We start from the raw sequence: 22503 nt of genomic DNA on the forward strand, positions 1-22503 counted from the left end.
TTATGAAGCAGTAATAGTGCAGTTATCCACCCTACGCACCTTTTGCAGTGCCGAAAAGAGCCTAGCTTTGTCGTTTGCAAAGAGCTGTTCGGTGTTTATTATTTGATTAAACAAGCCTGCCTGTTCATCCGTGAGGTTACCGTGCTTGGCAAGATGCTGGGTCAGAGTTTCAAGAATGGCTGCACCAAGCTGATTTAATGTGCTTCTTAGCTGATCCAAATTGGCGTCTTCGTTTGGTACGCCTTCAGCTAGCCATTGTGCCCGGTATCTGTATTGAATCGCCTTTGCAGCATCCATTTGTGCTTGGAAAAACGCCTCAACGCTTGCACTATCCAGACATTGCTGGCGGGCTTGCTCTAGCGCTTTTGAGAGCACAGTGGCCTCACGGGATAAGTCTTCAATTGGCCTGTGTTGTTGTGCTTTAAACAGTGCTACAGGCTGCATCTGAGCAAGGCGTTGGTTGATATGTGAGAATAACTCCTCTACAGAGTCTGTTCGCGTTTTGACCAATGCATTCGCCTTTTCAACGATCTGTGCCAGCGCGGCGCGAGCTTCATCTTCGCTTATCGGCTGAGATCGTTTTTCCATTTTCATCAGACCAAACAGCGTATGGTTGTCCGCGTTATCCTGAACGCTTACTTCGCGCAGTGTCAGCTCAGGGTAAACCACTTTAAGTGCGCAGCTACCTACGGCAACGGTGTTTTGGTCAAATTGTCCATTTGCAAGTAAGCGAGCCGCTTCGTTGGTGCCTTTGGGTACGGGCTTGGTTTGTACCTGATGAGCATTGAGCCAATGACCAATTTGGTTCAGGGCTGCCGGGTGGGATGCTGCATGCGTAATTTTAGCTGTCTTGTTCAATCCAAAAACACACATTTCGATGGGCATATGCACAGCGGCACTCAGCTCCGTTACCTTGTAGTTACGCATCGCATTGACAATGGCTGGGACCAGTTGTCCTTCAATAGTGGAGTTGGCCAGCGCGCTGAAAGCCCAGCTCTGCGTTTGCGCGGCATTGGCATAAGTATGCTCCGGGGTGCCCGAGTAAAAACGCTCATACTCCTGCGACTGGCGGCTGGCGAGTAGGTCAAGTGCGGCATGATTAAAACTCCCCGGCCCAGCTTGTACATAGACAGATGCGGCATGGGTTGTCAGTGTAAATAGCAGTGTGGGTAACGCCAGTAAGCGAAACATAGATGACAATTTCAAGGACTTTTCCAAAGGTTTTACAGGCAAAAAACGGATCCTAACAGAACCATTAGGTGCTGTCCTGCAAGCGGAGTGATTTATTGATAACTCACAGCGCACTTTATGTACCTGCTTACTCGCCTTCTAGCATCAATGAGTACTTTTTTATTACCGCCAGCCAAACGCTTATAAAACGGAAAATAATCATGCCAAGCACGTTAACAAGCGGATAAAACTGTATCAGTGACAGGGTGGAAACGGCGGTCTATGCTTGAAATGACTGCAATTAAAGGGTGATTTCAAAGATGAAAAAATACTGGCTGCTGCCATTGTTGTTTACTCCACTATTTGTCAATGCGGCGACATCTTCTACCGTAACATTGGCTTCCGATTACTTATTTAATGGCGTAAGTCAAACTAAGGAAGACGAAGCGCTTCAAGTCAGTTTAGATTGGTTTGGAAAAAGTGGTTGGTATGCTGGAGGCTGGGTGTCTCAAGTAGATTTTGGCGATGGTACGGATGTAGAAGGAGATCTGTATGGTGGCTACAAATTTACGCTAATTGAAAAGTTAAAACTTGATGTTGGCCTTACTCAATATACCTATCATGGTGATGATGTGAGTGCTGATTACAACTACGCAGAAGCCTATGCAAAGTTTAATTATGGCCAGACAAACTTAGACTTTTGGTATGCATGGGATTACTTTGGAACTGGGGCTGCTCACGGGATAGTGATGCTCACGCATAGTATCCCAATCACAGAGCGGTGGTCACTGACGCTCGGGGTTGATCATTCAATGAGCTTTGATAGTGATAAATACGAATGGGAGTCGGGTGATGATGACTATACCCACTGGCATCTAACTGGAACTTACTCGATAAGCACTTGGTCTTTTTCATTGGGCTATGAAAGCAATGATATTGATTCCTATGCAGATTCTACATTTGTGGCGTCAATTTCAAAAACATTTAATTTCTAAATTTACCTTTTATTAACTTTTGTGTTGATTTTAGTTGCGAATTGTACTTTTATATAGCTATATGCTTGATGCTCCATAACTTTTTATAGGAGTAAGCAATTGATGAGGTAATAGTGATAAAAGCTATGGAGTCGCAATGATGAAGGATACGATAAAACTAACAGCACTCTCTTTGGCGGTATTTTCTCGGTTTAGCTTTTCTAGCCCGCTAGAATTTGCCGGTGGTGCAGACATGTCTAAGTTAGTCGAGGCAGAGCACATATTGCCAAATCTCAATGACTACACAACAAACCTTGTGACCGTAAAAGGGGTGGTCACTCATGTTTGCAGAAAATTAGGTTGCTGGATGACGCTACGAGTAGCAAATGGCCTAGACGTAAATATCGAAGTTGAGCAAGGCGATATGGTATTTCCACTTGCTGCGATTGGCCGTGAAGCTCATGTGACGGGGCGCTTCGAAGCGCTAAACCAGCGCGCTTTGGCTTGCGTAAGTAAAGCACACGATGAAACGGCACTTATGTGTTTGGGATTTAATCCAACGGCTGTAACCATTTCGCATTTAGTACAGCAAGTAAAACACAGCTAGGCTCCCAAACGTGGTGACATAGAGGTTTTTAAAGCGAAACGCCAGTATTACCGCAACCGTTGCGGCGACCAAATAGGGATTGCTTGGCGTGATGGCAAGTTGCTTGTCTTGAATAAATACAATGGGTACCCAAATGGCGGTCAGTACGCAAGGGGCGCTAAAACTTAAAAAGCGCTGTAATTTAGGGCCGATAGTAAAAGGCAGTTGTTTTGCCAAAAATAAATACCGAGTTGCAAACGTGACGCAAGCCATGGCTAAAATAGTGGTGATCATACACGCTCCTTTTTACTTTGTAGCACATATCCCACCGACATCCCGAGTAGTGCTGAGGCGATTAAACCAAATTCAAAATGGATCAGTTTGAATACTAAGATAGTTACTGCCGACGTTAAACAGGCACATAACACGGGTAATGCGTTAATACTCGGGACCACTAAAGCAATAAATATTGCCGCAATCGCGAAGTCTAAGCCAAGGTTGGTCAAGTCAGGTAAAAACTGACCTGCGACGATACCAATGAGCGTCCACAGATTCCATGCAACATAAAAGCTACCACCTGCGATGAGCGCATACACGAGCCGAAGTTTGCCTTGATAGGCGCGGTGGTGATGGGAAAACGCAAACAATTCGTCAGTGAGAAAAAACGCAATGGGGCCACGCCATTTAAGGGGCTTATCCATCATTTTGTTGCGGATCGCAAGGCCATAGAGTAAATGTCTCGCGCTAATAATAAAGGTAGTCGCAAGCAAGGTGATAAGCGCGGTGTCTTTGGCAATAAGCTCTATTGCCACTAACTGCGCTGAGCCTGCAAAAACTAATAACGACATTAACTGTGCTTCGAGCGGCGTAAAGCCATTTTGCACGGCAAGGGAGCCACACAATATTCCCCAAGGAAGCACGGCGAGATTTAATGGCAACATATCCCAAAAGCCTTTGCATACTGCGACTTTCATATTAACAAGCCTTGCTATATTGACTGGGAGTGATCCCCATATTCTTTTTAAAGTGACGGTTGAAATGGCTTTGGTCATAAAAGCCTACGCTTAATGCTGCATGGGAAACACTTTTGCCACTGCGCAATAATGCTTTGGCATGATTAAGCCGGTGTTGTATTTGAAAGGCATGGGGAGTGAGGCCAGTGTGGGCCTTAAACACGCGAATAAAGTAAAAGGGACTCATGCCGACAAGGTTCGCTAAGGAGTCGAGTGATACATCTTCAAATAAATTATCCAAAAGAAAATGGCGTGCTGTGGTAATTCGCTGCTTCACCGAAGGGATTTTTGTATCGAATGTAACTTTACCTTGCTTATTGCTTAAATAAGATAGCAGAGTAATAAGTTGAGACTGCTTTTCAAGTACGCTGGTATCACATTCTAAGACGTTAAAAGTGGTGTTCATGAGTGCCGCAAGCGCTCGGTCGTGTACCACTGCATCATGGAAAAAAGGAGCCATTGCCTTGCCATCACCAAGAAACTGATTAAATAGTTCAGGCGTTGGGTAGAGTGAACGGTATGAAGACTTATCTTTGGACGCCTTTCTGCAGTCGTGCACCTGCTCTGCATTAATCAAAATGACACTATGCTGACTAGCTAAGTGTTCACCGCCACTGCGGTAGAATCGCTGCGCACCACTATCTACTAGGGCAAGCGTATAGCCGCTGTGGCTATGTCTACCAAAGTCTTCCTGCTTATCAATGTTGTGTAGTACTTCTAGGCCACCGAGTTCACGGTGAAAACTAAACTTTGAGTGCTGCATAATTCTCTCCCCCATTGATGAAAAGCGTATCTGTCTTCACTCAAAAAGTCTTGTACAAAATTGCACAATGCCATAAACAATAACCGGGTTAATAACGCCTAATGCCAAGTCTCTTTTTTGATCACGTTAACAAGGCGGTGATTAATTAAACATCGGCCATCGATTACTTTAAGCTCGTCTTCATACACACCGTTAAATACGGTGATTGGGGCATCGGATTGAGATTTTGGCTGCTGATAAAGAACAAAGTAGCTTTTAGCACTAAACTTATTTGCCTCGATAGGTTGAATATCGGCACTGGTTATCATGTGCATACTCTTTGTTGTTTTTATGGCTTGTTGCTGCCTTATTGTTATTTCTTCAGCACCAGTAATATTGATATTGAGTGCTGGGATACTAAATGTTGCATCCTGTGTAAAAACACTTTGATATTCTTGCGCTGAACCCGAATCTCGATATTTTATGTAATTGTGTAGTGTCGTTTCACAGAGGCGCTGCTCACTGCTTGGGTTGGTGGTCATGCAACCACTCATAACACCTGCCGCTGCAATTAAAAGGAAATATGATTTCATAACGTGCCCCTAATTTTTTGCTCTCAACCTGAGGTTTGGATAAGGAATGAGCTGATTCATTGTTTTTAACTCACGTAAAATTATTCCCTTGTCTAGCCAGAGAGTTTTGGGGATAACAAGACGAATTTACGCACCAATAGCTGGCTATTGGAAGTGAATTCAACGCAGTTAGCGCTAAAACTGGCTGCTAGAAAGGCATTAATTATCCGAAGCTCAGGTTCGATAATCTCAGTGAGTTTAACTGTATTGTCAACCAAGCGAAAGCGTATGATTTATCTTGATGTAGCGATTGCGTAAACATGTAAAGCCCCTTTACAGCTTTTTCTGCTGCGGTTTTATTAGATGCTACTGATCTGTTAAGTCTGTATTTATGGCATGCAGATTTTCACCTTATGACAATTTAATATTGACGAATAAATTAACTTAGTTTACTTTTGTGAAAGCGCTTACATTTTGCGTGTGTTTTTTTAACTCCATTTGTAAGCGCTTACATTTGTTGCTAGGAACGCGCTGAGTAGTCTTCCAGCGTATAGCTAAATAACCTGCTCTGAGAAACGATGAGTTAATCGACGGCTTATCTAAGCCTCAGGTTAAATAATAAAGTTCTTAGTATTCAACCATTTGACAACGACGTTTTGCATCGGGGTAACTGATGAAAATTGCAGCAAGAAAATTAACAAAGCTATGCACCGCAATATCTGTGGCTATCATAGCGGGATGTGGCGGAAGCGCCGAGACAGAAACTAATTATAAATCCGTTGATACCACAGCGCCGGTTTCAGATTGGACGCTAGTGTGGAGCGATGAATTTGATAGCGATGCGATAGACACATCTAAGTGGACGCACGAGGTAAATTGCGACGGCGGTGGCAACAATGAAAAACAGTGTTACACCGACAGTGAACAGAACGCGTTTATTGCCGATGGCATGCTGAATATTGTCGCTACCCCTGCGCAAGCAGGCGCACAACTGCCGTATACCTCGGCAAGATTGAACACCAAATATAAAGCAGACTTTAAGTATGGCAGATTCGAAATGCGAGCCAAGCTACCAAGCGGGCAAGGCAGTTGGCCCGCGTTTTGGATGTTGCCTACGGATGAGGTTTACGGTGGCTGGCCCAAGTCTGGTGAAATAGACATCATGGAAGCGGTAAACCTCAAGGTCGCTAATGAAGACGGCTCGGTTGAATCTAACGTGCATGGCACGCTGCATTACGGCCGTGATTGGCCTAATAATGTTCACACCGGTAAAGCATACGCCATACCTGATGGCGTAAATCCAGCCGATGACTTCCATACCTATGCTGTGGAGTGGCAAGAGGGTGAGATCCGTTGGTACGTTGATGGTTATCTCTATGCCACGCAACGTCAATCGGAGGTTCGTTACAACTCAAAGCAAGAAGCGGTTGGTTTAAAACACCGTGGATGGTTTGCTGAATACTACGAGCAAGGCTCTGGCGAGCTGGTTACTCATTGGGATAGTGCGCCTTTTGATCAACAGTTTCATCTTATCTTAAACCTTGCCGTTGGCGGTGATTGGCCAGAAAACGTTAATAATAAAGGTATCGACTCGGACGCCTTTGTGAACGGACAATCGTTTGTAGTTGACTATGTCAGGGTGTATGAATGCGGCTCTAATCCTGAAACGGGCAAAGGATGTGAAACGGTGCGCCCAGGCTACGACGACCTTGAGGATGCGTTAGTCGAAGGCGAAGCACCTATTCCGTCGCCACCTTCTTCGGGTACCGCTAAAAACCTAACCATCTTTGATGATAATTTTAACGTTAACTGGCCAGCTTGGGATTGTTGTGGTGGCTCTACGCCTGCATTGGTTGCAGACGAAAGCCGTGGCAATGTTGTTGAGTTTATGGTCGGTGAGACGCCAACCGTAAATGGCTTTACCAGCCGTGCCGAATTTATCACAGATCCAAGCGGTAAAGCCTCGCCATTTGATGCAACGAGTATGCTAGAAGCGGGCTATATTCGGTTCGATATGCAAGTGACACAAATGCCTTCAGACCCAAGCGCAGCATGGAAATTTAAAGTTGAAAGCCAAGGTGCTTCTAGCGCTGCTGAACTCGATCTTTTTGCAAGCGTTGAAGGACAATCACCAGCCGCAGGCTCGTGGCAAACTTATACCTTCCCATTACAGCAGTTGGCTGACGCAGGACTTGATGTGTCAGCCATTGATGTAGTGATGATCTTCCCAGCATGGGGTGCCGGAAATGGTGCTATCTATCGTGTTGATAAGGTTGAGATTGCACAGGATACAAACTTACCTTCGTTGACCTTATTTGAAAATGCCATTAACGCTGAGTGGCCGCTTTGGGATTGTTGTGGTGGCTCGACACCAGCTGAAGTCTCTGACGATGCGACGCATGGTATTGTTGCTGAATTTACGATTGGTGACACACCAACGGTAATGGGGTTTTCGTCTCGAACGGAAGTGGGCGGAGCTGGAAAGCCGTTTGATGCAACTGCAATTTTAGCAGGTGGCGTAGTACAGTTTGAGATGAAAGTCATGAGCCTACCGTCAACGCCTGATGCCCCTTGGCTACTTAAAATTGAGTCTGACAATGCCGCGAGTGCGGTTGAGCTACCACTATCTGAATCACAAGAGGGTGTAGCGCCACAGGCCGGTGAATGGCAAACCTATACTTTCTCAATTGAAGCTTTGGCTCAGGCAGGACTTGATCCAAGTGCAATTGATGTGGTGATGATTTTCCCAGCTTGGGGCTCAGGTAGCGGTGCGGTTTATCGTGTTGATAACGCAAAAATCTTTCATCCTGACGGTGACAAGGCGAGTGGTGGTCTAAGCTTATTCAAAGATCAAGCTGCTGAGCAGTGGTCAATTTGGGATTGCTGTGGTGGCTCTACACCCACAATCGAAGTGGACGAAGATGCAGCCCATGGTCAAGTTGCGCAATTTGTTATTGGTGCAACCCCAACTGTGATGGGGTTCTTAGCGGATGACGATGTCTATTATGATGCTTCCCATTTACTAGAAACTGGCGTAGTTAAGTTTGATATGAAAGTGACTTCAGCACCTGCAAATATCGACGCTCAATGGCTGTTTAAAATTGAGTCAAATGATGCCAGTGCAGCGGTAGAGCTTGCTCTGAATCAAAGCGCTGAAGGTCAAGCTCCAGAAGTTGGCAAATGGCAAACGTATACGTTTCCACTTCAAGCTTTGTACGATGCAGGACTCGATATTAGTGCCATTGATGTCTTGATGGTATTCCCCAGTTGGGGAATGGGCGAAGGCGCCGTTTACCGCATAGACAATGTTGAAATCATCAGTCAATAAGCCAGTGTGGATCGCCAATAGTGCTTTGAACTCGGTGATCCAGCAGCAAGAATAGAATCGCAGGGCAGTCATGAATAACAAACAATTCAATAAAAGTAAGCTTGCCGCTCAGTTGTCGCTAGCAATAGCGATGAATGCGGGAATGGTCAGCATAGCTCAAGCAGAAGAGCAACAAACAGCAGAAAAAGTCGAAGTGATTGAAGTGAAAGGGATCCGCGGAAGTTTGATCCGTTCAATGGATTTAAAGCGCTCCGCATCGGGGGTTATGGATGCCATTTCGGCAGAGGAAATGGGGAAATTTCCAGATACCAACTTAGCCGAATCTTTACAACGGATCACCGGTGTTTCGGTCAGCCGTGCCAACGGTGAAGGCAGCCAAATTACCGTACGTGGTTTTGGGCCTGATTTTAACTTGGTGACATTAAATGGTCGCCAAATGCCGGGCACAGGTAATACTCGCTCGTATAACTTGGAAAACCTAGCCGCAGAAGGCGTGAGTGCGCTTGAGGTATACAAAACCGGACGTGCTGATGTACCAAGTGGCGGTTTAGGGGCTTTGGTCAACATTGTCACGGCTAAACCACTACAACGCCCTGGGCAGCACTTTAGCGCTACAGCAAAGGCGATTGTTGATACCTCTAACGAAGCGGGAGATGATGTTACACCTGAGGTTTCCGCGGTTTATAGTAATACCTTTGCCGATGAAACCTTTGGTTTTGGATTTTCCTTCTCCCATCAGCAACGTGATTTTCAAAAGCAGCAAGCCAATATTCAAGGCTGGCAGGCCAATGTTGATCTACCTGATTTAGACCCGTCTAAAATCATTGATGACCGTGCTGAAGATGCCGAGGGTAATAAAGTCGGAAATTACTTTTTTCCAAAAGACATGAACTACGGCATTGAAGATCTAGAGCGAGAAAGAACGAACGGTCAAGTTACCTTTCAATATGCACCGACTAACGGTTTTGTTGCCACCTTAGATTATACGGCAAGCCTTGCCGTAACTGGCTCTAATACGGTGGGGTGGGGTATTTGGAATGAGTTTGGCGGTAATATAAATGCCTATGAGTTAGATGCCAATGGCACCGCGGTTTATGCCGATATTGGCGGTAATGATGCATCTTTCACTGCAAATAGAAATACGACGGAAGTCGAGGCGCGTTCACTTGGATTAAATCTGGACTGGCAAATTAACGATAATTGGCATGTAGAGCTTGATTATCACGACTCGAAAAACGAAACCGATAATGGCGCAGATAAAGGTTTGGGTAGTGACGGTCAAATCATCTTAGGCTCAGATCAGTTGCTCACTAAGATTTATGATTATCGGCAGGGCGAAGTGCCACATGCAAATGTGCTTTGGAAAAATGGCACGAATGAACTCATGGCAAGTGAAATTGATTCTAACTTTAGCCAATTTATCCATTCTCCCGGAGAGGCGACAGTCGAACAGTTACAACTTGATACCACTTGGTTTAACGACAGTTTTGATATTGGCCTAGTGAGTGTGCAGTTTGGTGCAGCTCGCACTGAACAGTCAACTGGGGGGTATGAAGCGTGGAGTGGTCTACGAGGAGGACCGGGTTTTAATCCTTCGTTTAAAGAAATTTTCCCAGATAGCATGTTTACGCGCCATGAAACTGGCGATTTGCTAGACCAATTCGCTGGTGGTGGCAGTGACTTACAGCCGGGGTATTACTATACCTATGACTTTGATGAAGCTATTGCAAGGCAGCTTGCGTATCTTACAGAAGATGTGATCGGTGCTGACTACTACTCGGCGGATGCCTATTTTGATGGCATAGACAGCCAAAGTAGAGTTGATGAAACCACTGACAGCATCTACTTGCAATCCAAATGGGAGTTTGAATTTTCTGACTACTTTGTGCAGATCAACGCAGGCCTGCGCTATGAACAAACGGATGTGACAAGTGTGGTGCGTCAGCGTGTGGAAACGCAAGTGAATTGGGACAGTCCATCTGAATGGATTATGCAATACGCTGCGGGCGGTGATGACAATTTCTTAACGCAGGAAGGGGATTACGACATTCTATTACCGATGATCGATGTGCGTTTTGATATCACCGAAGATTTAATTGCACGAGCGTCTTGGGGCAAAACAATGTCGCGTGCGCCGCTTAGCAATCTTGCGGGTGGCAGAAGTTTGTCAGGCAGCCCAAAACCGGGAGCAAGAACTGGCTCTCGAGGCAATACAAATCTATTACCGTTTGAGTCGACCAACCTAGATTTTTCACTTGAATATTATTACAACGAAGGAAGTTACGCGTCACTTGGTTACTTCAAAAAAGAGGTCGATAACTTTATTCAAACCACAATCACGCAAACCACCATTGAAGGTCTTTACGATATTTACAATGGTCCAAGGTATAAACAAGCGATTGCAGACATTGAAGCCCGTGGAGAGCAGGCAACCAGTGATGCTATTTTTGCGCAAATGCTCGCCAATGGTCACGGTAATGCCGATGGTAAAATTGAGCCAAGCAGTGACGATCCTTTGATGGTATGGAACATCAGCCAGCCACAAAATACCGATAGCAAATCGGTTGATGGTTTTGAAGTGGCGGTACAGCACTTATTTGGTGAAACGGGATTTGGCCTTGGTGTAAACGCAACTTTTGTTGATGGCGATGTTGAGTTTGATAGTGAAAGTCTAGTGCAGCAAGCACCGCTGACGGGATTAAGTGACTCAGCTAACTTCCAAGCATTTTACGAAAAAGACGGGTTATCGGTGAAGTTAACCTACGCATGGCGTGACGCTTATCTTATCGGGGTAGGTCAAGCGCAAGGCTCGGCAGATGCACCACCGCAATATGCCAAGTCTTACGGTCAATGGGACGTTAGTGTGAATTACGATATTGATGAGCAGTTTACGGTGTTCTTTGAAGGTATTAACTTAAACAATGAAACCGAGCAAGGATATGGTCGTTATGAAGAGCAATTCTTATTTGCTCGTCAATACGGCCCGAGATACTCGGTTGGTGTGAGGTATACTTTTGAGTGATCCTTTGCGTATCCGTTCACTAAATACCAATTTCACTTAATTAAGCAAATTGGCATAATACCAATTGAATTAATTCTCTAATCAATTTGAAGGGTGAAATAGCATATTAGCTTCGTTAAAAATTTCTCATTTAGAACAACTAAATAGCAAAATTTTTGCCTTGCTACTAAAGCTATTTCCCCGCTTCAAGATAGATCATTTACTTAATACAACTGGTATAAAAATGCAGACCGATGAATCTGCATTTTTTTGGCTCTAAGCTACTTACTTCAGTAGGGGCGACTTTATGTCGCGCTCATCCAAGTGCATCTTGCATAAGATAATGAATAGGCTGAATTCGAATATGAATATCATTGATAAACTCAGTACGCAGCTCCCACTTACCGCATATTACTTTGTAAATTCATGATTTAGTGTGATGATGCAGTGAGTGTGAATAGAACATGTTTGCGGGGTTGATGTTTTGGATATTTATTTTCTGTTTGTAGGTGTCGCTTTGGCGACAATTTTATTACCAGGGCCTGCGGTGATGCTGACTATCAATAACTCAATTCAAAGAGGTTTTGCCAAGTCTTTAGCTGGTATTTGTGGTGTCGCGCTCGGGATTTTGATTGTCGCCGCGGTATCGGCATCAAGTTTAGGTGTGATCTTAGCCAGTTCCGTGTTGGCATTTACGGTCGTTAAATTTATTGGCGCTGCATATCTGTTCTATTTAGGCTACAAAATGTGGCGAACTAAGGGTGAAAGTAAAATAGGCAAGTCTATTGCTGCCAGTTCGATGAAAAAATGCTTTTTAGAAGGCTTTTTTGTTTCGATCACTAACCCTAAGGCTGTTATTTTCTTTATGTCTATCTTTCCGCAATTTATCAATGTGGAAAATGCCTTTTTGCCGCAATTTATGTTGCTGGTTTTTACCTTTAGCCTGCTGGTGTTTATAGTGCATATTTCTTATGCGGTGTTTTCTGGCCTTGCTAAGACTAAATTGTCGTCACCGAAGAGCATGACGATGATGAACAAATTGAGCGGTGGCGTGTTTTTTGGGTTTGGCGCCGGTTTAGTTGCTGCCGGTAAGTAGTTTGAGTGGCTTAAAAATGTAAGCATACTCCCTTTTACCGCGAGTAGTTAAAGGGAGCAAAGCTTGAATTCGGCATTGCTTAGCTCCGCACTGCAGCAGGCTTACTCGCCTTAGTGCGACTGGTTGGGCTACTTAGATTTGAGTAAGCGCTTGAAGCACTCATTAAGCCAAAACAACCCAAAGTTGTTAATATGCCAATGACGACGTAAATAATAAAATCGATTACCATGATGTTGCTCATATCTAGTTCCTCTCCGTTGGTACAATGTGCATTAAATTCTGTGGGTTTCTACGTGTGATTCGACGACATGGAAACTCTGTGGGACCTCAAACTGAGGCATTAAGTTAAAAACAATCGCTGGGTACTTAAACTTTCTGTTTCTCGATGCGCTTGTAGGGCTTAAACAAGTGATATAAAGCGGCTCGCCATCCAAATTAAAATGAAAATTATTGCTGCAATCTGACGATTGAGAATGCGGCCCTCTAGGAGTGCTCTGCGAAACTAGGTTTTGCAATTCCTGCAGTTTACGCCAAACAGACTTATTAAAGTCGCTGTCATCTAAGTGTTGGCTCTGCTCAAAAACCGCCACAAACGCGGCACTTTTCATGCTGTCAAAATCTACCTTTTCGACAAAAGAATAGAGGCTCGTTATCAAACTAAAGTTGTTGTGTCTTGAGGTGAGATCGCCAAAACCTAAAACCTCAACATGGTTAAACGCTAATTCGGCTCTATTACCACCACAAATGCATGGAAATTGCTGCTTGTTCACGAAATCAATAAAACTATCTTGCAGCTCGGGTTGTGGTGTCATGTTTTATGCTCCTAATGTTGTTATTTGCGCTAGTTGGTTTTGGTGGTTTCCAATGCTGAATGGCGAAATGCATCTACATTGATTATCTATCATTAAGTAAGCAAGGCTCGAACCACAAATTTAAATGTTTAAGTTATTGAATTTAATTGGTTTTTAATCTTCATGTATTAATGGGGTAAATTTTTCACGTTTTATTCAGGTAAGAAGTACACGGTTGTAAAAATTGGTAACGGTGGGTTTTTCGCTCCGGGCAAGGTTTACCCAGATTAGTTGTTATTGTCCGAGTAAAGGTAAGTTTTTGAGGTTTTTATAGTCCATTGCAATGGCGATACAGCGGTAGAGTAGCGCGGCTGGCATGTCTTCTTCCAGTTTAAGGACTATCGCTCGGTTTCCTTCAAACTGTAACTCGTCGGAAAATAGTACTCTAAATGTATCAACTAGCTTCGTTTGACAGTGAAAATAAAGGTGATAGTTAGTAGGCGTTTTGGCTTTCCAAGCCATACGGAAAGGACTACCCGATTTAACATTAAAGCTTAACTCTCCCCACTTTATTGCCTCAATCACTGCGCCAAAGTTTTGCTCACTGGCAACCTGCATAACGAGGCTACGCAGTGCCCTGATTTTTGCTTGTGCAGCAGGTGGATAGGTACTAATCACTTGTTCGGCTATGTTTGACACTCTGGCTCTTCCTTGGTGTTAGCTCATTTAGCTCATTTAGCTCATAAAGTAGAGTATTAAATTGAGCAGGTGAGGGCAAGTGTGCTCTTGGTGTGACTTTTTAAATCGCTTGTTTGTGCCCTGTAAAAAGAATAAACGAGCGCATCAGACAATTGGCTTACCTTAGATCTCTTAAATTCTAGTCCACATTAAAGTTGCTTCATTAGACACTAAAAAACGATGTGAACACAGCCTCGTGCCCACATCGTGTTAAGGGGACTAATTGCAGCTTAGTGTTGGTGATGCTTCTGAAGAGATCTGTATCTCAGATAGCGTTACCTCTAGTATTCCAGCGGTTGAAAGCTCGAAAGGGACAACGGTTTTAGTGAAGTCCATGCCTTGGGCTGTAAAGCAATTGAGGTCAATGCTTAGTGATTGCCATTTGGCTAAAGGCATAGCTTGAAGTTGCTTAGCAATATCGACTTTTGCGGTGCATGAGCCGTTTGCGTCCGCTTCGCCTTCACAGCTCATCGCTACCCAAACCGGTTTATCTGGCGCTGCATCAACTTGTACTTTAAAAGTAAGGGCGCTGTCGGTTGGAATACTTGGGCTAATGTCTTCCCTAAAGTAGCTTTCACTAGCGAGTCTAAAGCCGCTGCGTCGACTACCGTCAAAAAGTAGCTGAATGGCATCTTCTTGTACTTCTCTGTCCGTTGTGCGGTAGCTAATACCACCAAGCGTATGGGTGTTGGCATTTATCACTTGATTTTCGGCACTGCTATATAGATGGCCTTGCCAAGGTTTATTGATTGATCTTACCAGCAAGTCTACACCGCTGGCGAGATTTGCCTGAGTTTGTATTTGCTCTGGTAAATTATCTGCTAATACATTTTGGTCTGAATAACGTAAGCCAAAACCATAAGGTAAAAGCGGGTCGTAATTTTCATCTTGGTAATTTACGATTTGTGTCGGCGTTTTTGGCCAAGAGTAGCTAAGCTTGCCAGTAAAATCATACTTAACTTGGCCGTTTTTGTCGGCAAGTAATACGTCACTGATCCCAATTCCTTCAGACCCCGGTAACCATGCCGCCACAAATGCATCGGATGCGTTGAGTTCAGGATTTACCCACATTGGGCGACCACTGATAAACACTGCCACTGTAGGAATTCCTGCTTGTTTAAAACGTTTGAGTAATGCGAGATCAGATTTATCAGACGGCTTGTATTCAAGTGTTGCTCTATCACCGTGGCCCTCTGCATAGGGATCTTCGCCAAATACCACAATAGCAACGTCAGGCTTATCTTCGAAATCACCGCTAGTACTTAATGTGACGGTGCCACCAGCCGCTTCTGCTTGCTGCTTTATACCATCATAAATAGAAGTACCGCCCGGGAAGTCGGCATTGGTGTTGTTGGTACCTTGCCAAGTAATACTCCAACCGCCCGATTGTTTGCCGATGTTGTCGGCACCATCGCCTGCTAACAAAATATGTTGGTTTGGTTTAAGTGGTAATAGCTGATCTTTGTTTTTGAGTAAAACCAGTGACTCACGTACGGCTTGACGCGCAACTTTACGGTGCGACTCTGCGCCAATGATTTCTGAGTTGCCAGCCAATGGACGATTTGCAGGACTTGGTTTTTCAAAAAGTCCCGCACGGAGTTTAACTCTTAAAATACGACTTACTGCATCATCAATGCGAGACTGCGCGATAGCGCCGCTTTTTGCTTGCGCTAGCGTATTGTTGTACAAGGCTTTCCAGTCGTTCGGCGCCATGACAATATCAATGCCGGCATTAATGGCCTCTGCGCAGCTGTCGTTCGTACAACCTTTTATTTGGCCGTGACCATTCCAATCGCTCACCACAAAACCATCAAAATTCATTCGCTCTTTGAGCACTTGGGTAAGCAAATAATGACTGCCATGCACTTTTTCGCCATGCCAACTGTTAAACGACGCCATCACCGATTGTGCTCCGGCTTCAAGTCCGCCTACGTAGCCTTGAGCGTGAAGTGCAATTAATGCTTTTTCAGAGGCGATGTTGTCGCCTTGGTCGTCGCCAGCAACCGTGCCACCATCGCCGACAAAATGCTTTACCGTGCTGATCACGCGGTTCTTACCAAGAAAGTCCGCTTTAGGGTCGCCCTGTAAGCCTTTAACGATGGCGCTGGAATACGCTTTTACGATGTCGGGATGCTCCGAGTATCCTTCATAGGTGCGTCCCCAGCGATCATCACGTACCACGGCGACCGTTGGGGCAAAGATCCAATCAATCCCGGTGGCTAATACTTCTTTCGCGGTAATGTGGGCGATTTTCTCGATGAGATCTGGGTTATTTGCCGCGCCAAGGCCAATGTTATGTGGAAATAGCGTAGCGCCAATGACATTATTGTGGCCATGAACCGCATCCGTTCCCCACATGGTAGGAATAGTGCTGCCATCTAGGCTATCGTCAATCGATGCCTGATAAAGCGCTTCGGCAAGTTTAACCCAATCAGCAGGCGTTGCATGTTTGTTGTTGTAAGGAAATGCACCGCCGCCATTGAGGTATGAGCCGAATCCGTACTCTCGCATTTCTGCGACGGTAATATTTCGAATCTCAGGCTGGATCATTTGCGCAATTTTTTGCTCCAGGGTCATCTTAGCGAGTATCGACCGAATTCTTTCTTCTAGATTGTTATCGGTTTGGATAGCAGGCGTCAGCGCTGGCCAGTTTTCCACTTGGCGAGCTGTATCAACACTGGTTTTATTTGGACTTTCGCTACATCCTGTTAAGGTTGCGATAGCCATTGCAAGACTTAGCATGGTTATTTTCGTTTTCATGTCTTAATTACTCTTGAAACGCTGAGGAGTTGCGCCTTTTAATCCAAAGTAGGCGATGTAGATATAGCATAAAGCAGGCAGTAAGAATGATAGCTGCAGATTGATTCCGTCTGCTAGCATCCCTTGAAATAGCGGGATAACTGCACCGCCGACAATAGCAAGACAGAGAATACCTGAGCCTTGTGCCGTTTGTTTTCCAAGCCCATTCAACGATAAGCTAAAGATAGTCGGGAACATCACGGAGTTACAAAGCCCGACCGCCAAAATGCTCCAAAGGGCGAGCTGACCGCTGCTAAATACTGCGATAAGTACTAATGCAAATGCACAGGCTGCATTAAAAGCAAGCACGGTTCGACCCGATATTTTCTGCATGACTAACGCGCCAATAAAGCGTCCGACCATGGCTCCACCCCAATAATATGCGATGAGCTTTGCGGCTTGGGCTTCGGTCATGTTGCCAATGTCCGGTTGATGTAAGAAGCTAACGAGTGTTGAGCCGATCGCCACTTCCGCCCCAACATAAACGAAAATACCGATTGCACCAAGCACCAAATGTTTATGCTGCCATGCTTTGATTTCACCTGTGGTGACTTCCTCAGTAGTACTACTTAGCTGGGGAAGTTTGATAAAGGCAAAGATCAAAGCCAATGACGCGAGCATGGCTGCCAACATTAAGTAAGGCAGTTGGGTTGCGCTGGCATTGCCCACCTCAACTGTGCTTCCCTCACTGAAGATGAGCATGGCGCCAAAAAATGGGGCGACAGTCGTACCAAGAGAGTTAAAGGCTTGGGTCATGGTGAGTCGTGCAGGGGCAGTTTCGGGAGAGCCAAGTACACTAACAAACGGGTTAGCAGCAACTTGTAGTACTGTGATCCCTGCCGCTAGTACAAATAGCGCGAATAAAAACACGCCGTAGATACCACTTTCAGCCGCTGGGTAAAAAAGCACACAACCAACGCCTGCGGTAAGTAATCCAGTTACAATGCCTTTTTGATAGCCGATTTTTCCAACCAATTTGCCAGCTGGCACCGAAACAACAAAATAGGCACTAAAAAAGCAAAATTGGATGAGCATCGCTTGAGTGTAATTAAGCTCAAACGCGCCTTTGAGGTACGGAATTAAAATATCATTCAAGCAAGTAATGAAACCCCACATAAAAAATAGTGAGGTGAGGGCCCCCAAAGCAAATCGGTACTGACCAGTATGGCCCGTGGCGATTGCTGCTGAAACCTGTGGTTGAGACGGTACGCTCACGACAAACTCCTAGTTGATTTTTTTTGGTAAAGCGCTTACATTTATAAAAATGAAAGCGCTTACATTTTTAATGATGATTGCAGAAAGCGAACACGAATTCAAATAAAAAATGTTTTTGCCTTGCACTGTGACTAACACAACACGCTCGTACCTTGGCGTGAACACATAACTTGGAACGATTAACCATGAATAAAATTATCCTGCCAACACACTCGGCCATGTTGAAGGCAGACTATATTTTCGGCGTTGCGACTTCGTCATTTCAAATCGAAGGTGAGCGGCGTGGGCGTTGTGAGTCAATTTGGGATAGGTTTTGTGAACATGATGGCGCGATAAAGGATAGTAGTAATGGTGATATTGCCTGTGAGCATATATCTAGGTGGCAGCAAGATGTTGAACTTATAACCAGTTTGGGGGTTGACGCCTATCGCCTTTCTATTTCTTGGCCACGAGTAATGAATGATGATGGCACGGTTAACGATGCAGGACTTTCATTTTACCAACAATTGGTCGATGCGTTGGTTGCTAAAGGCTTAAAAGTGTTTGTCACGCTATATCACTGGGACTTACCACAAGCGCTTGAGGATAAGGGCGGATGGCTGAATCGAGAAACGGCTGTGGCATTTGCACGGTATACCGAGGTGGTATGTAAAGCGCTAGGCGATAAAGTGTATGCGTACACCACGTTAAATGAACCATTTTGTAGTGCACATTTGGGGTATGAATTAGGTATTCATGCACCAGGCTTGCGCTCCCAAGCGGCGGGAAGACAAGCTGCTCATCACCTGCTTCTTGCTCATGGTTTAGCGATGCAAGTGTTAAGAGCGCACTGCCCAAATAGCCTCCATGGAGTCGTGTTGAATTTTGCCAATGCGGATCCTGTGTCTACAGCGCATTGTGACGTGGAAGCGGCAAAAATCGCGGATGATTACTGTAATCACTGGTATATCAAGCCAATTCTTGAAGGGCAGTACCCAGATTTACTTGCCCAGCTCCCCAAAGACGTACAACCAGATATGCTAGCTGGAGATTTAGAGATTATTGCTGCCCCCATTGATTATCTTGGCGTGAACTATTACACCCGAAATATTTATCAATCTGATGGTAATGGATGGTATGAACAAGTTGAGCCTAGTGCCGAAACGCTCACTACAATGGGCTGGGAAGTCGTGCCAGACTCATTTTGTGCATTGCTTCGGGAGTTACATGCTGAGTACCAGTTGCCACCACTTTTTATCACAGAAAATGGTGCAGCCTTTGACGACAAAATGGAAAATGGCGAAGTATTAGACGTGCAAAGGCTGGCGTACTTCCAATCTCATCTGCTTGCGGTTAATCAAGCTATGGAGTTGGGCGTTGATATTCGTGGCTACTTTGCATGGAGTTTAATGGATAATTTCGAATGGGCAGAGGGGTATACGCAACGCTTTGGTATTGTGCACGTTGATTATCATACGCAGCAAAGAACCTTAAAGGCGAGTGCAAAAGCCTACCAAACGATGCTGTTTGAGCGTAAATCAAGTGTCTAAAACTATGCGCATTTTTAGCCAAAATTGGTATAGTGCGCAGATACAACTGATGGAATAAAAGTAATAGATATGGCAACGATTTACGAAGTCTCAAAAGCTGCAGGGGTATCATTAGCCACGGTGTCACGGGTGATGAATGGCAATGCAAAGGTGAGTGACAAAACCAAAGAGAAGGTGCTCGCGGCAATGTCAGAGTTAGGTTATAAACCTAACGCCATCGCGCAATCTTTGGCTTCTAACCGCAGTAACAGTGTGGGGCTTATGGTATCTGAGCTACACGGCTCTTTCTTTGGTGACATGATGAGCACCATAGAGAGTACGCTAAGAACGGCGGGTAAACATGCCATTATTGCTGCGGGCCACAGTGATGAAGAAAAGGAACAACAAGCCATCGATTTTTTATTGGATAGGCGCTGCGATGCCTTAATTGTGCATGCAGAAGCAGTCAGTGATGAATATCTCATTGAGCTTGCGGGACGAGATGTAGAACTGGTGCTAGTGAACCGCCACATTCCAGAGTTGGCAGAGCGCTGCTTTTATACTGACAACGAACTGGGTGGATACTTAGCGACTGAGGCGCTATTGCAGCGCGGACATCGAGATATCGCGTATATCAGTGGACCGTTATTTAAGCTTGACGCCAAAGCGCGTTTGGCTGGTCATCAAAAAGCCTTAGCTGAATACAATGTGTCATTTGATCCTAAGCTCTCATTTGAAGGCGGTTATCATGAAACCGATGGCATCGCGGGATTTAATCATTTAATGCAAACAGGGCAGCGCTTTAGTGCCTTGGTTTGCGCAAACGATGAGATGGCATCAGGTGCGATGACTGCGGCCAGAGAAGCTGGACTTGATGTCCCATCAGCGCTTTCCGTTGTAGGCTTTGACGATGTGTTATTTACCAAATACCTTTACCCAAAACTCACCACCATAGATAACCCTATTCGTAAAATGGGCAATGCGGCCGCGCGTTGGGTACTTAAGCATGTGTATAAAGAGAAGCACCAACCCGATGTCGAAAATCTCTACCCACCAAGCTTAATCTTGCGCGATTCTATCGCCGTAAAAACAGAGTAATAAGCGATGACCAGCCTGTCGATATCTAATGCATTGAAGTACACCTTAATTGTATCGTTAGGCGGGTTTATTTTTGGCTTTGATGCGTCGGTGATTTCGGGTGCAATTGGCTTTATCAGTGAGGCCTTTAAGCTCACCCCATGGCAGCAAGGGATAGTCGTGAGTGCGCCTACCTTAGGTGGGGTGGTCGCAACACTTATCGCAGGACCGGTGGCCGATGCCATTGGCCGTAAGCAAACATTGCTGATGACCGCGTGTTTGTATTTTGTCTCCGCGATTGGCTCGGCTTTTGCGACTTCGTTTGAAGCGTTGGTGATTGCGCGTTTCATTGGTGGAATGGCATTTTGTTCCTTGATGGTGGCGCCTATGTATATTGCTGAGATCAGCTTAGCGGATCAGCGCGGGCGTTTGGTATCGGTTAATCAGCTCAATATAGTCGTTGGCCTATTTATCTCCTATTTCACTAACTATTTCTTACTTCAGCTCAGTCATAGCGAAGCAATGTGGGTGTCTGGTTGGCAAATAGATAGTCAAACATGGCGTTGGATGCTTGGTGTTGAGGTGCTGCCAGCACTGGCGTGGATTTTGTTGTTACTGTTATTGCCGCGAAGTCCTCGGTGGTTATTGATGAAGGATCAGCAGCAAGAGGCTAAACGCACATTAACGCGATTGTTTGGTAGCAACAATGCACAACAGCAACTTGATGCTATTCAAGCGGCGTTACCTAAACTGCAACTGAGTAGTTTGTCGCTCGCGCGCAAAATGGGCAGTTTGTTTAGTAAGCGACTTCGTGTCCCTTTGATGGTAGGGGTTGTGCTTGCCATCGCGCAGCAAGTCACCGGGATTAATGTGGTGTTTTTTTATGCCCCGACCATTTTTGAACAAAGTGGTATTGGTACTGATGCTGCATTTATGCAAGCGATTTGGATTGGTCTTATCAATGTGGTTTTTACCATCGTTGCGCTATTGACCATAGATAAACTCGGACGACGGCCATTGTTGCTTATTGGATTAACGGGCATTTGCTTTAGTATGGCGCTGTGTAGCTGGGGCTTTAAGCAAGCAAGTTATCAGCTAAATACAGCGCATATTGCTGAAATTAAGACAGAAGTAGCCGATTTTCCTGCGCATGCATTAGCGCCAATATTAGGCCAGACTTTCACCTCCGATGTTGCATTTAATAACGCGATAAAGCAGCGTTTAACTGCAGATGAGTACCGACAATACAAGTCGGTGATTTTCGCACACAGCATTAATATGCCAGCAAAACTGGTTTTGCTTGGGATTTCTCTTTTTGTTGCGTCGTTTGCGATGTCGCTGGGGCCAGTCATGTGGGTAATGTTTTCGGAGATATTTCCAAATGCAATTCGAGCCGTTGCGATTTCCGTTGTCGGTGTGATTAATAATGCCGCCAGCTTTACTGTACAACTAGTGTTTCCGTGGGAGCTTGAATATTTAGGAGCAAGCACCACCTTCTTATTGTACAGCCTGTTTTCATTGCTTTCGTTTGCGCTGGTATTTTTGTTTGTGGAAGAAACCAAAGGTAAGAGCTTGGAGCAGCTAAGCGAAAGTTTGGAAGCGAAACCTAGTTAACCTGAGCTGCGGATAATTAATGCCTTTCTAGCAGCCAGTTTTAGCGCTAACTGCGTTGAATTCACTTCCAATAGCCAGCTATTGGTGCGTAAATTCGCCTTGTTTTCCCTAAAACTCTCTGGCTAGATAAGGAGAAAACTAAGTTGTGCTTTAGCAACAATGAGTTGGAACATTCCTTATCCAAACCTCAGGTTAGTTAGCAAAATCCGCGATAAAATATTTTTCCATGTAATTTTTTTGTAAACGATTATTCATGTTTGGTATTTATTATTTTCCTTG

The 22503-nt window shown here is 44.9% G+C and carries 18 protein-coding genes; 8 read left to right on the plus strand and 10 right to left on the minus strand.

The features are described 5' to 3' along the window. Positions 1 to 1206, minus strand: a complete 1206-nt coding sequence (gene aroQ, locus EXT48_RS18265) for a gamma subclass chorismate mutase AroQ (protein WP_239360073.1) — start codon at positions 1204 to 1206, stop codon at positions 1 to 3. 284 nt (positions 1207 to 1490) lie between these two features. Between aroQ and EXT48_RS18270 the strand changes: the two genes are divergently transcribed. Continuing rightward, entirely contained in the window at positions 1491 to 2165 is a 675-nt protein-coding gene (locus tag EXT48_RS18270) for a TorF family putative porin (protein ID WP_130165288.1), read from the plus strand. Between the two features lie 136 nt (positions 2166 to 2301). Continuing rightward, entirely contained in the window at positions 2302 to 2751 is a 450-nt protein-coding gene (locus EXT48_RS18275) for a DUF4920 domain-containing protein (RefSeq protein ID WP_130165289.1), read from the plus strand. Here the strand turns inward: EXT48_RS18275 and EXT48_RS18280 are convergent. The 4 genes from EXT48_RS18280 to EXT48_RS18295 all read right to left on the minus strand — a co-directional run bounded on the left by EXT48_RS18280 (position 2725) and on the right by EXT48_RS18295 (position 5078). Further along, entirely contained in the window at positions 2725 to 3024 is a 300-nt protein-coding gene (locus tag EXT48_RS18280) for an AzlD domain-containing protein (RefSeq protein ID WP_039491726.1), read from the minus strand. The two genes, EXT48_RS18275 and EXT48_RS18280, sit on opposite strands and share 27 nt — an antisense overlap. Then, positions 3021 to 3704 carry an AzlC family ABC transporter permease gene (locus tag EXT48_RS18285; protein WP_045989382.1) on the minus strand — a complete coding sequence of 228 codons (684 nt, stop codon included), beginning with the start codon at positions 3702 to 3704 and terminating at the stop codon, positions 3021 to 3023. Before EXT48_RS18285 ends, EXT48_RS18280 begins: the two co-directional genes overlap by 4 nt. 1 nt (position 3705) lies before the next feature. Next, positions 3706 to 4506 carry an AraC family transcriptional regulator gene (locus tag EXT48_RS18290; protein ID WP_130165290.1) on the minus strand — a complete coding sequence of 267 codons (801 nt, stop codon included), beginning with the start codon at positions 4504 to 4506 and terminating at the stop codon, positions 3706 to 3708. Between the two features lie 98 nt (positions 4507 to 4604). Further along, complete coding sequence (locus EXT48_RS18295; protein WP_130165291.1) at positions 4605 to 5078, minus strand: nuclear transport factor 2 family protein; 474 nt, start codon at positions 5076 to 5078, stop codon at positions 4605 to 4607. 652 nt (positions 5079 to 5730) lie between these two features. On the opposite strand from EXT48_RS18295, the gene EXT48_RS18300 reads away from it, so the two are divergent. The 3 genes from EXT48_RS18300 to EXT48_RS18310 all read left to right on the plus strand — a co-directional run bounded on the left by EXT48_RS18300 (position 5731) and on the right by EXT48_RS18310 (position 12482). Next, positions 5731 to 8385, plus strand: coding sequence for a glycoside hydrolase family 16 protein (locus EXT48_RS18300; RefSeq protein WP_130165292.1), 2655 nt, complete (start codon positions 5731 to 5733; stop codon positions 8383 to 8385). Between the two features lie 70 nt (positions 8386 to 8455). Further along, positions 8456 to 11407 carry a TonB-dependent receptor gene (locus EXT48_RS18305; protein ID WP_130165293.1) on the plus strand — a complete coding sequence of 984 codons (2952 nt, stop codon included), beginning with the start codon at positions 8456 to 8458 and terminating at the stop codon, positions 11405 to 11407. Positions 11408 to 11903: 496 nt separating this feature from the next. Next, on the plus strand, positions 11904 to 12482 hold the full coding sequence (locus tag EXT48_RS18310) for a LysE family translocator (protein WP_239360068.1): 579 nt from the start codon (positions 11904 to 11906) through the stop codon (positions 12480 to 12482). A 79-nt stretch (positions 12483 to 12561) separates the two neighbouring features. Here EXT48_RS18310 and EXT48_RS23750 read toward each other — a convergent pair whose 3' ends face one another. The 5 genes from EXT48_RS23750 to EXT48_RS18330 form a co-directional block, all read right to left on the minus strand. Continuing rightward, complete coding sequence (locus tag EXT48_RS23750) at positions 12562 to 12723, minus strand: hypothetical protein (protein ID WP_162836402.1); 162 nt, start codon at positions 12721 to 12723, stop codon at positions 12562 to 12564. Positions 12724 to 12754: 31 nt separating this feature from the next. Continuing rightward, positions 12755 to 13294 (minus strand): YqcI/YcgG family protein, encoded by a 540-nt coding sequence (locus EXT48_RS18315; RefSeq protein WP_130165295.1) that lies wholly within the window; start codon positions 13292 to 13294, stop codon positions 12755 to 12757. 273 nt (positions 13295 to 13567) lie between these two features. Then, positions 13568 to 13972: a DUF1801 domain-containing protein gene (locus EXT48_RS18320; protein ID WP_130165296.1), complete on the minus strand. Its 405-nt coding sequence runs from the start codon at positions 13970 to 13972 to the stop codon at positions 13568 to 13570. A gap of 258 nt (positions 13973 to 14230) precedes the next feature. Beyond that, positions 14231 to 16771 (minus strand): exo 1,3/1,4-beta-D-glucan glucohydrolase, encoded by a 2541-nt coding sequence (locus EXT48_RS18325; protein WP_130165297.1) that lies wholly within the window; start codon positions 16769 to 16771, stop codon positions 14231 to 14233. A 3-nt stretch (positions 16772 to 16774) separates the two neighbouring features. Continuing rightward, positions 16775 to 18025: a sugar MFS transporter gene (locus EXT48_RS18330; RefSeq protein WP_095729219.1), complete on the minus strand. Its 1251-nt coding sequence runs from the start codon at positions 18023 to 18025 to the stop codon at positions 16775 to 16777. Positions 18026 to 18210: 185 nt separating this feature from the next. Here EXT48_RS18330 and EXT48_RS18335 point away from each other — a divergent pair, with 185 nt between their 5' ends. The 3 genes from EXT48_RS18335 to EXT48_RS18345 all read left to right on the plus strand — a co-directional run bounded on the left by EXT48_RS18335 (position 18211) and on the right by EXT48_RS18345 (position 22224). After that, positions 18211 to 19554, plus strand: a complete 1344-nt coding sequence (locus tag EXT48_RS18335) for a GH1 family beta-glucosidase (protein ID WP_130165298.1) — start codon at positions 18211 to 18213, stop codon at positions 19552 to 19554. Between the two features lie 69 nt (positions 19555 to 19623). After that, the gene (locus tag EXT48_RS18340; protein WP_130165299.1) at positions 19624 to 20631 is read left to right on the plus strand and encodes a LacI family DNA-binding transcriptional regulator; all 1008 of its coding nucleotides are present in this window, start codon (positions 19624 to 19626) and stop codon (positions 20629 to 20631) included. Positions 20632 to 20637: 6 nt separating this feature from the next. Next, positions 20638 to 22224, plus strand: coding sequence for a sugar porter family MFS transporter (locus EXT48_RS18345; protein WP_130165300.1), 1587 nt, complete (start codon positions 20638 to 20640; stop codon positions 22222 to 22224). Positions 22225 to 22503 lie beyond the last annotated feature (279 nt).

The organism is Pseudoalteromonas sp. CO348 (assembly GCF_004208845.1).
GTDB lineage: Bacteria > Pseudomonadota > Gammaproteobacteria > Enterobacterales > Alteromonadaceae > Pseudoalteromonas > Pseudoalteromonas maricaloris.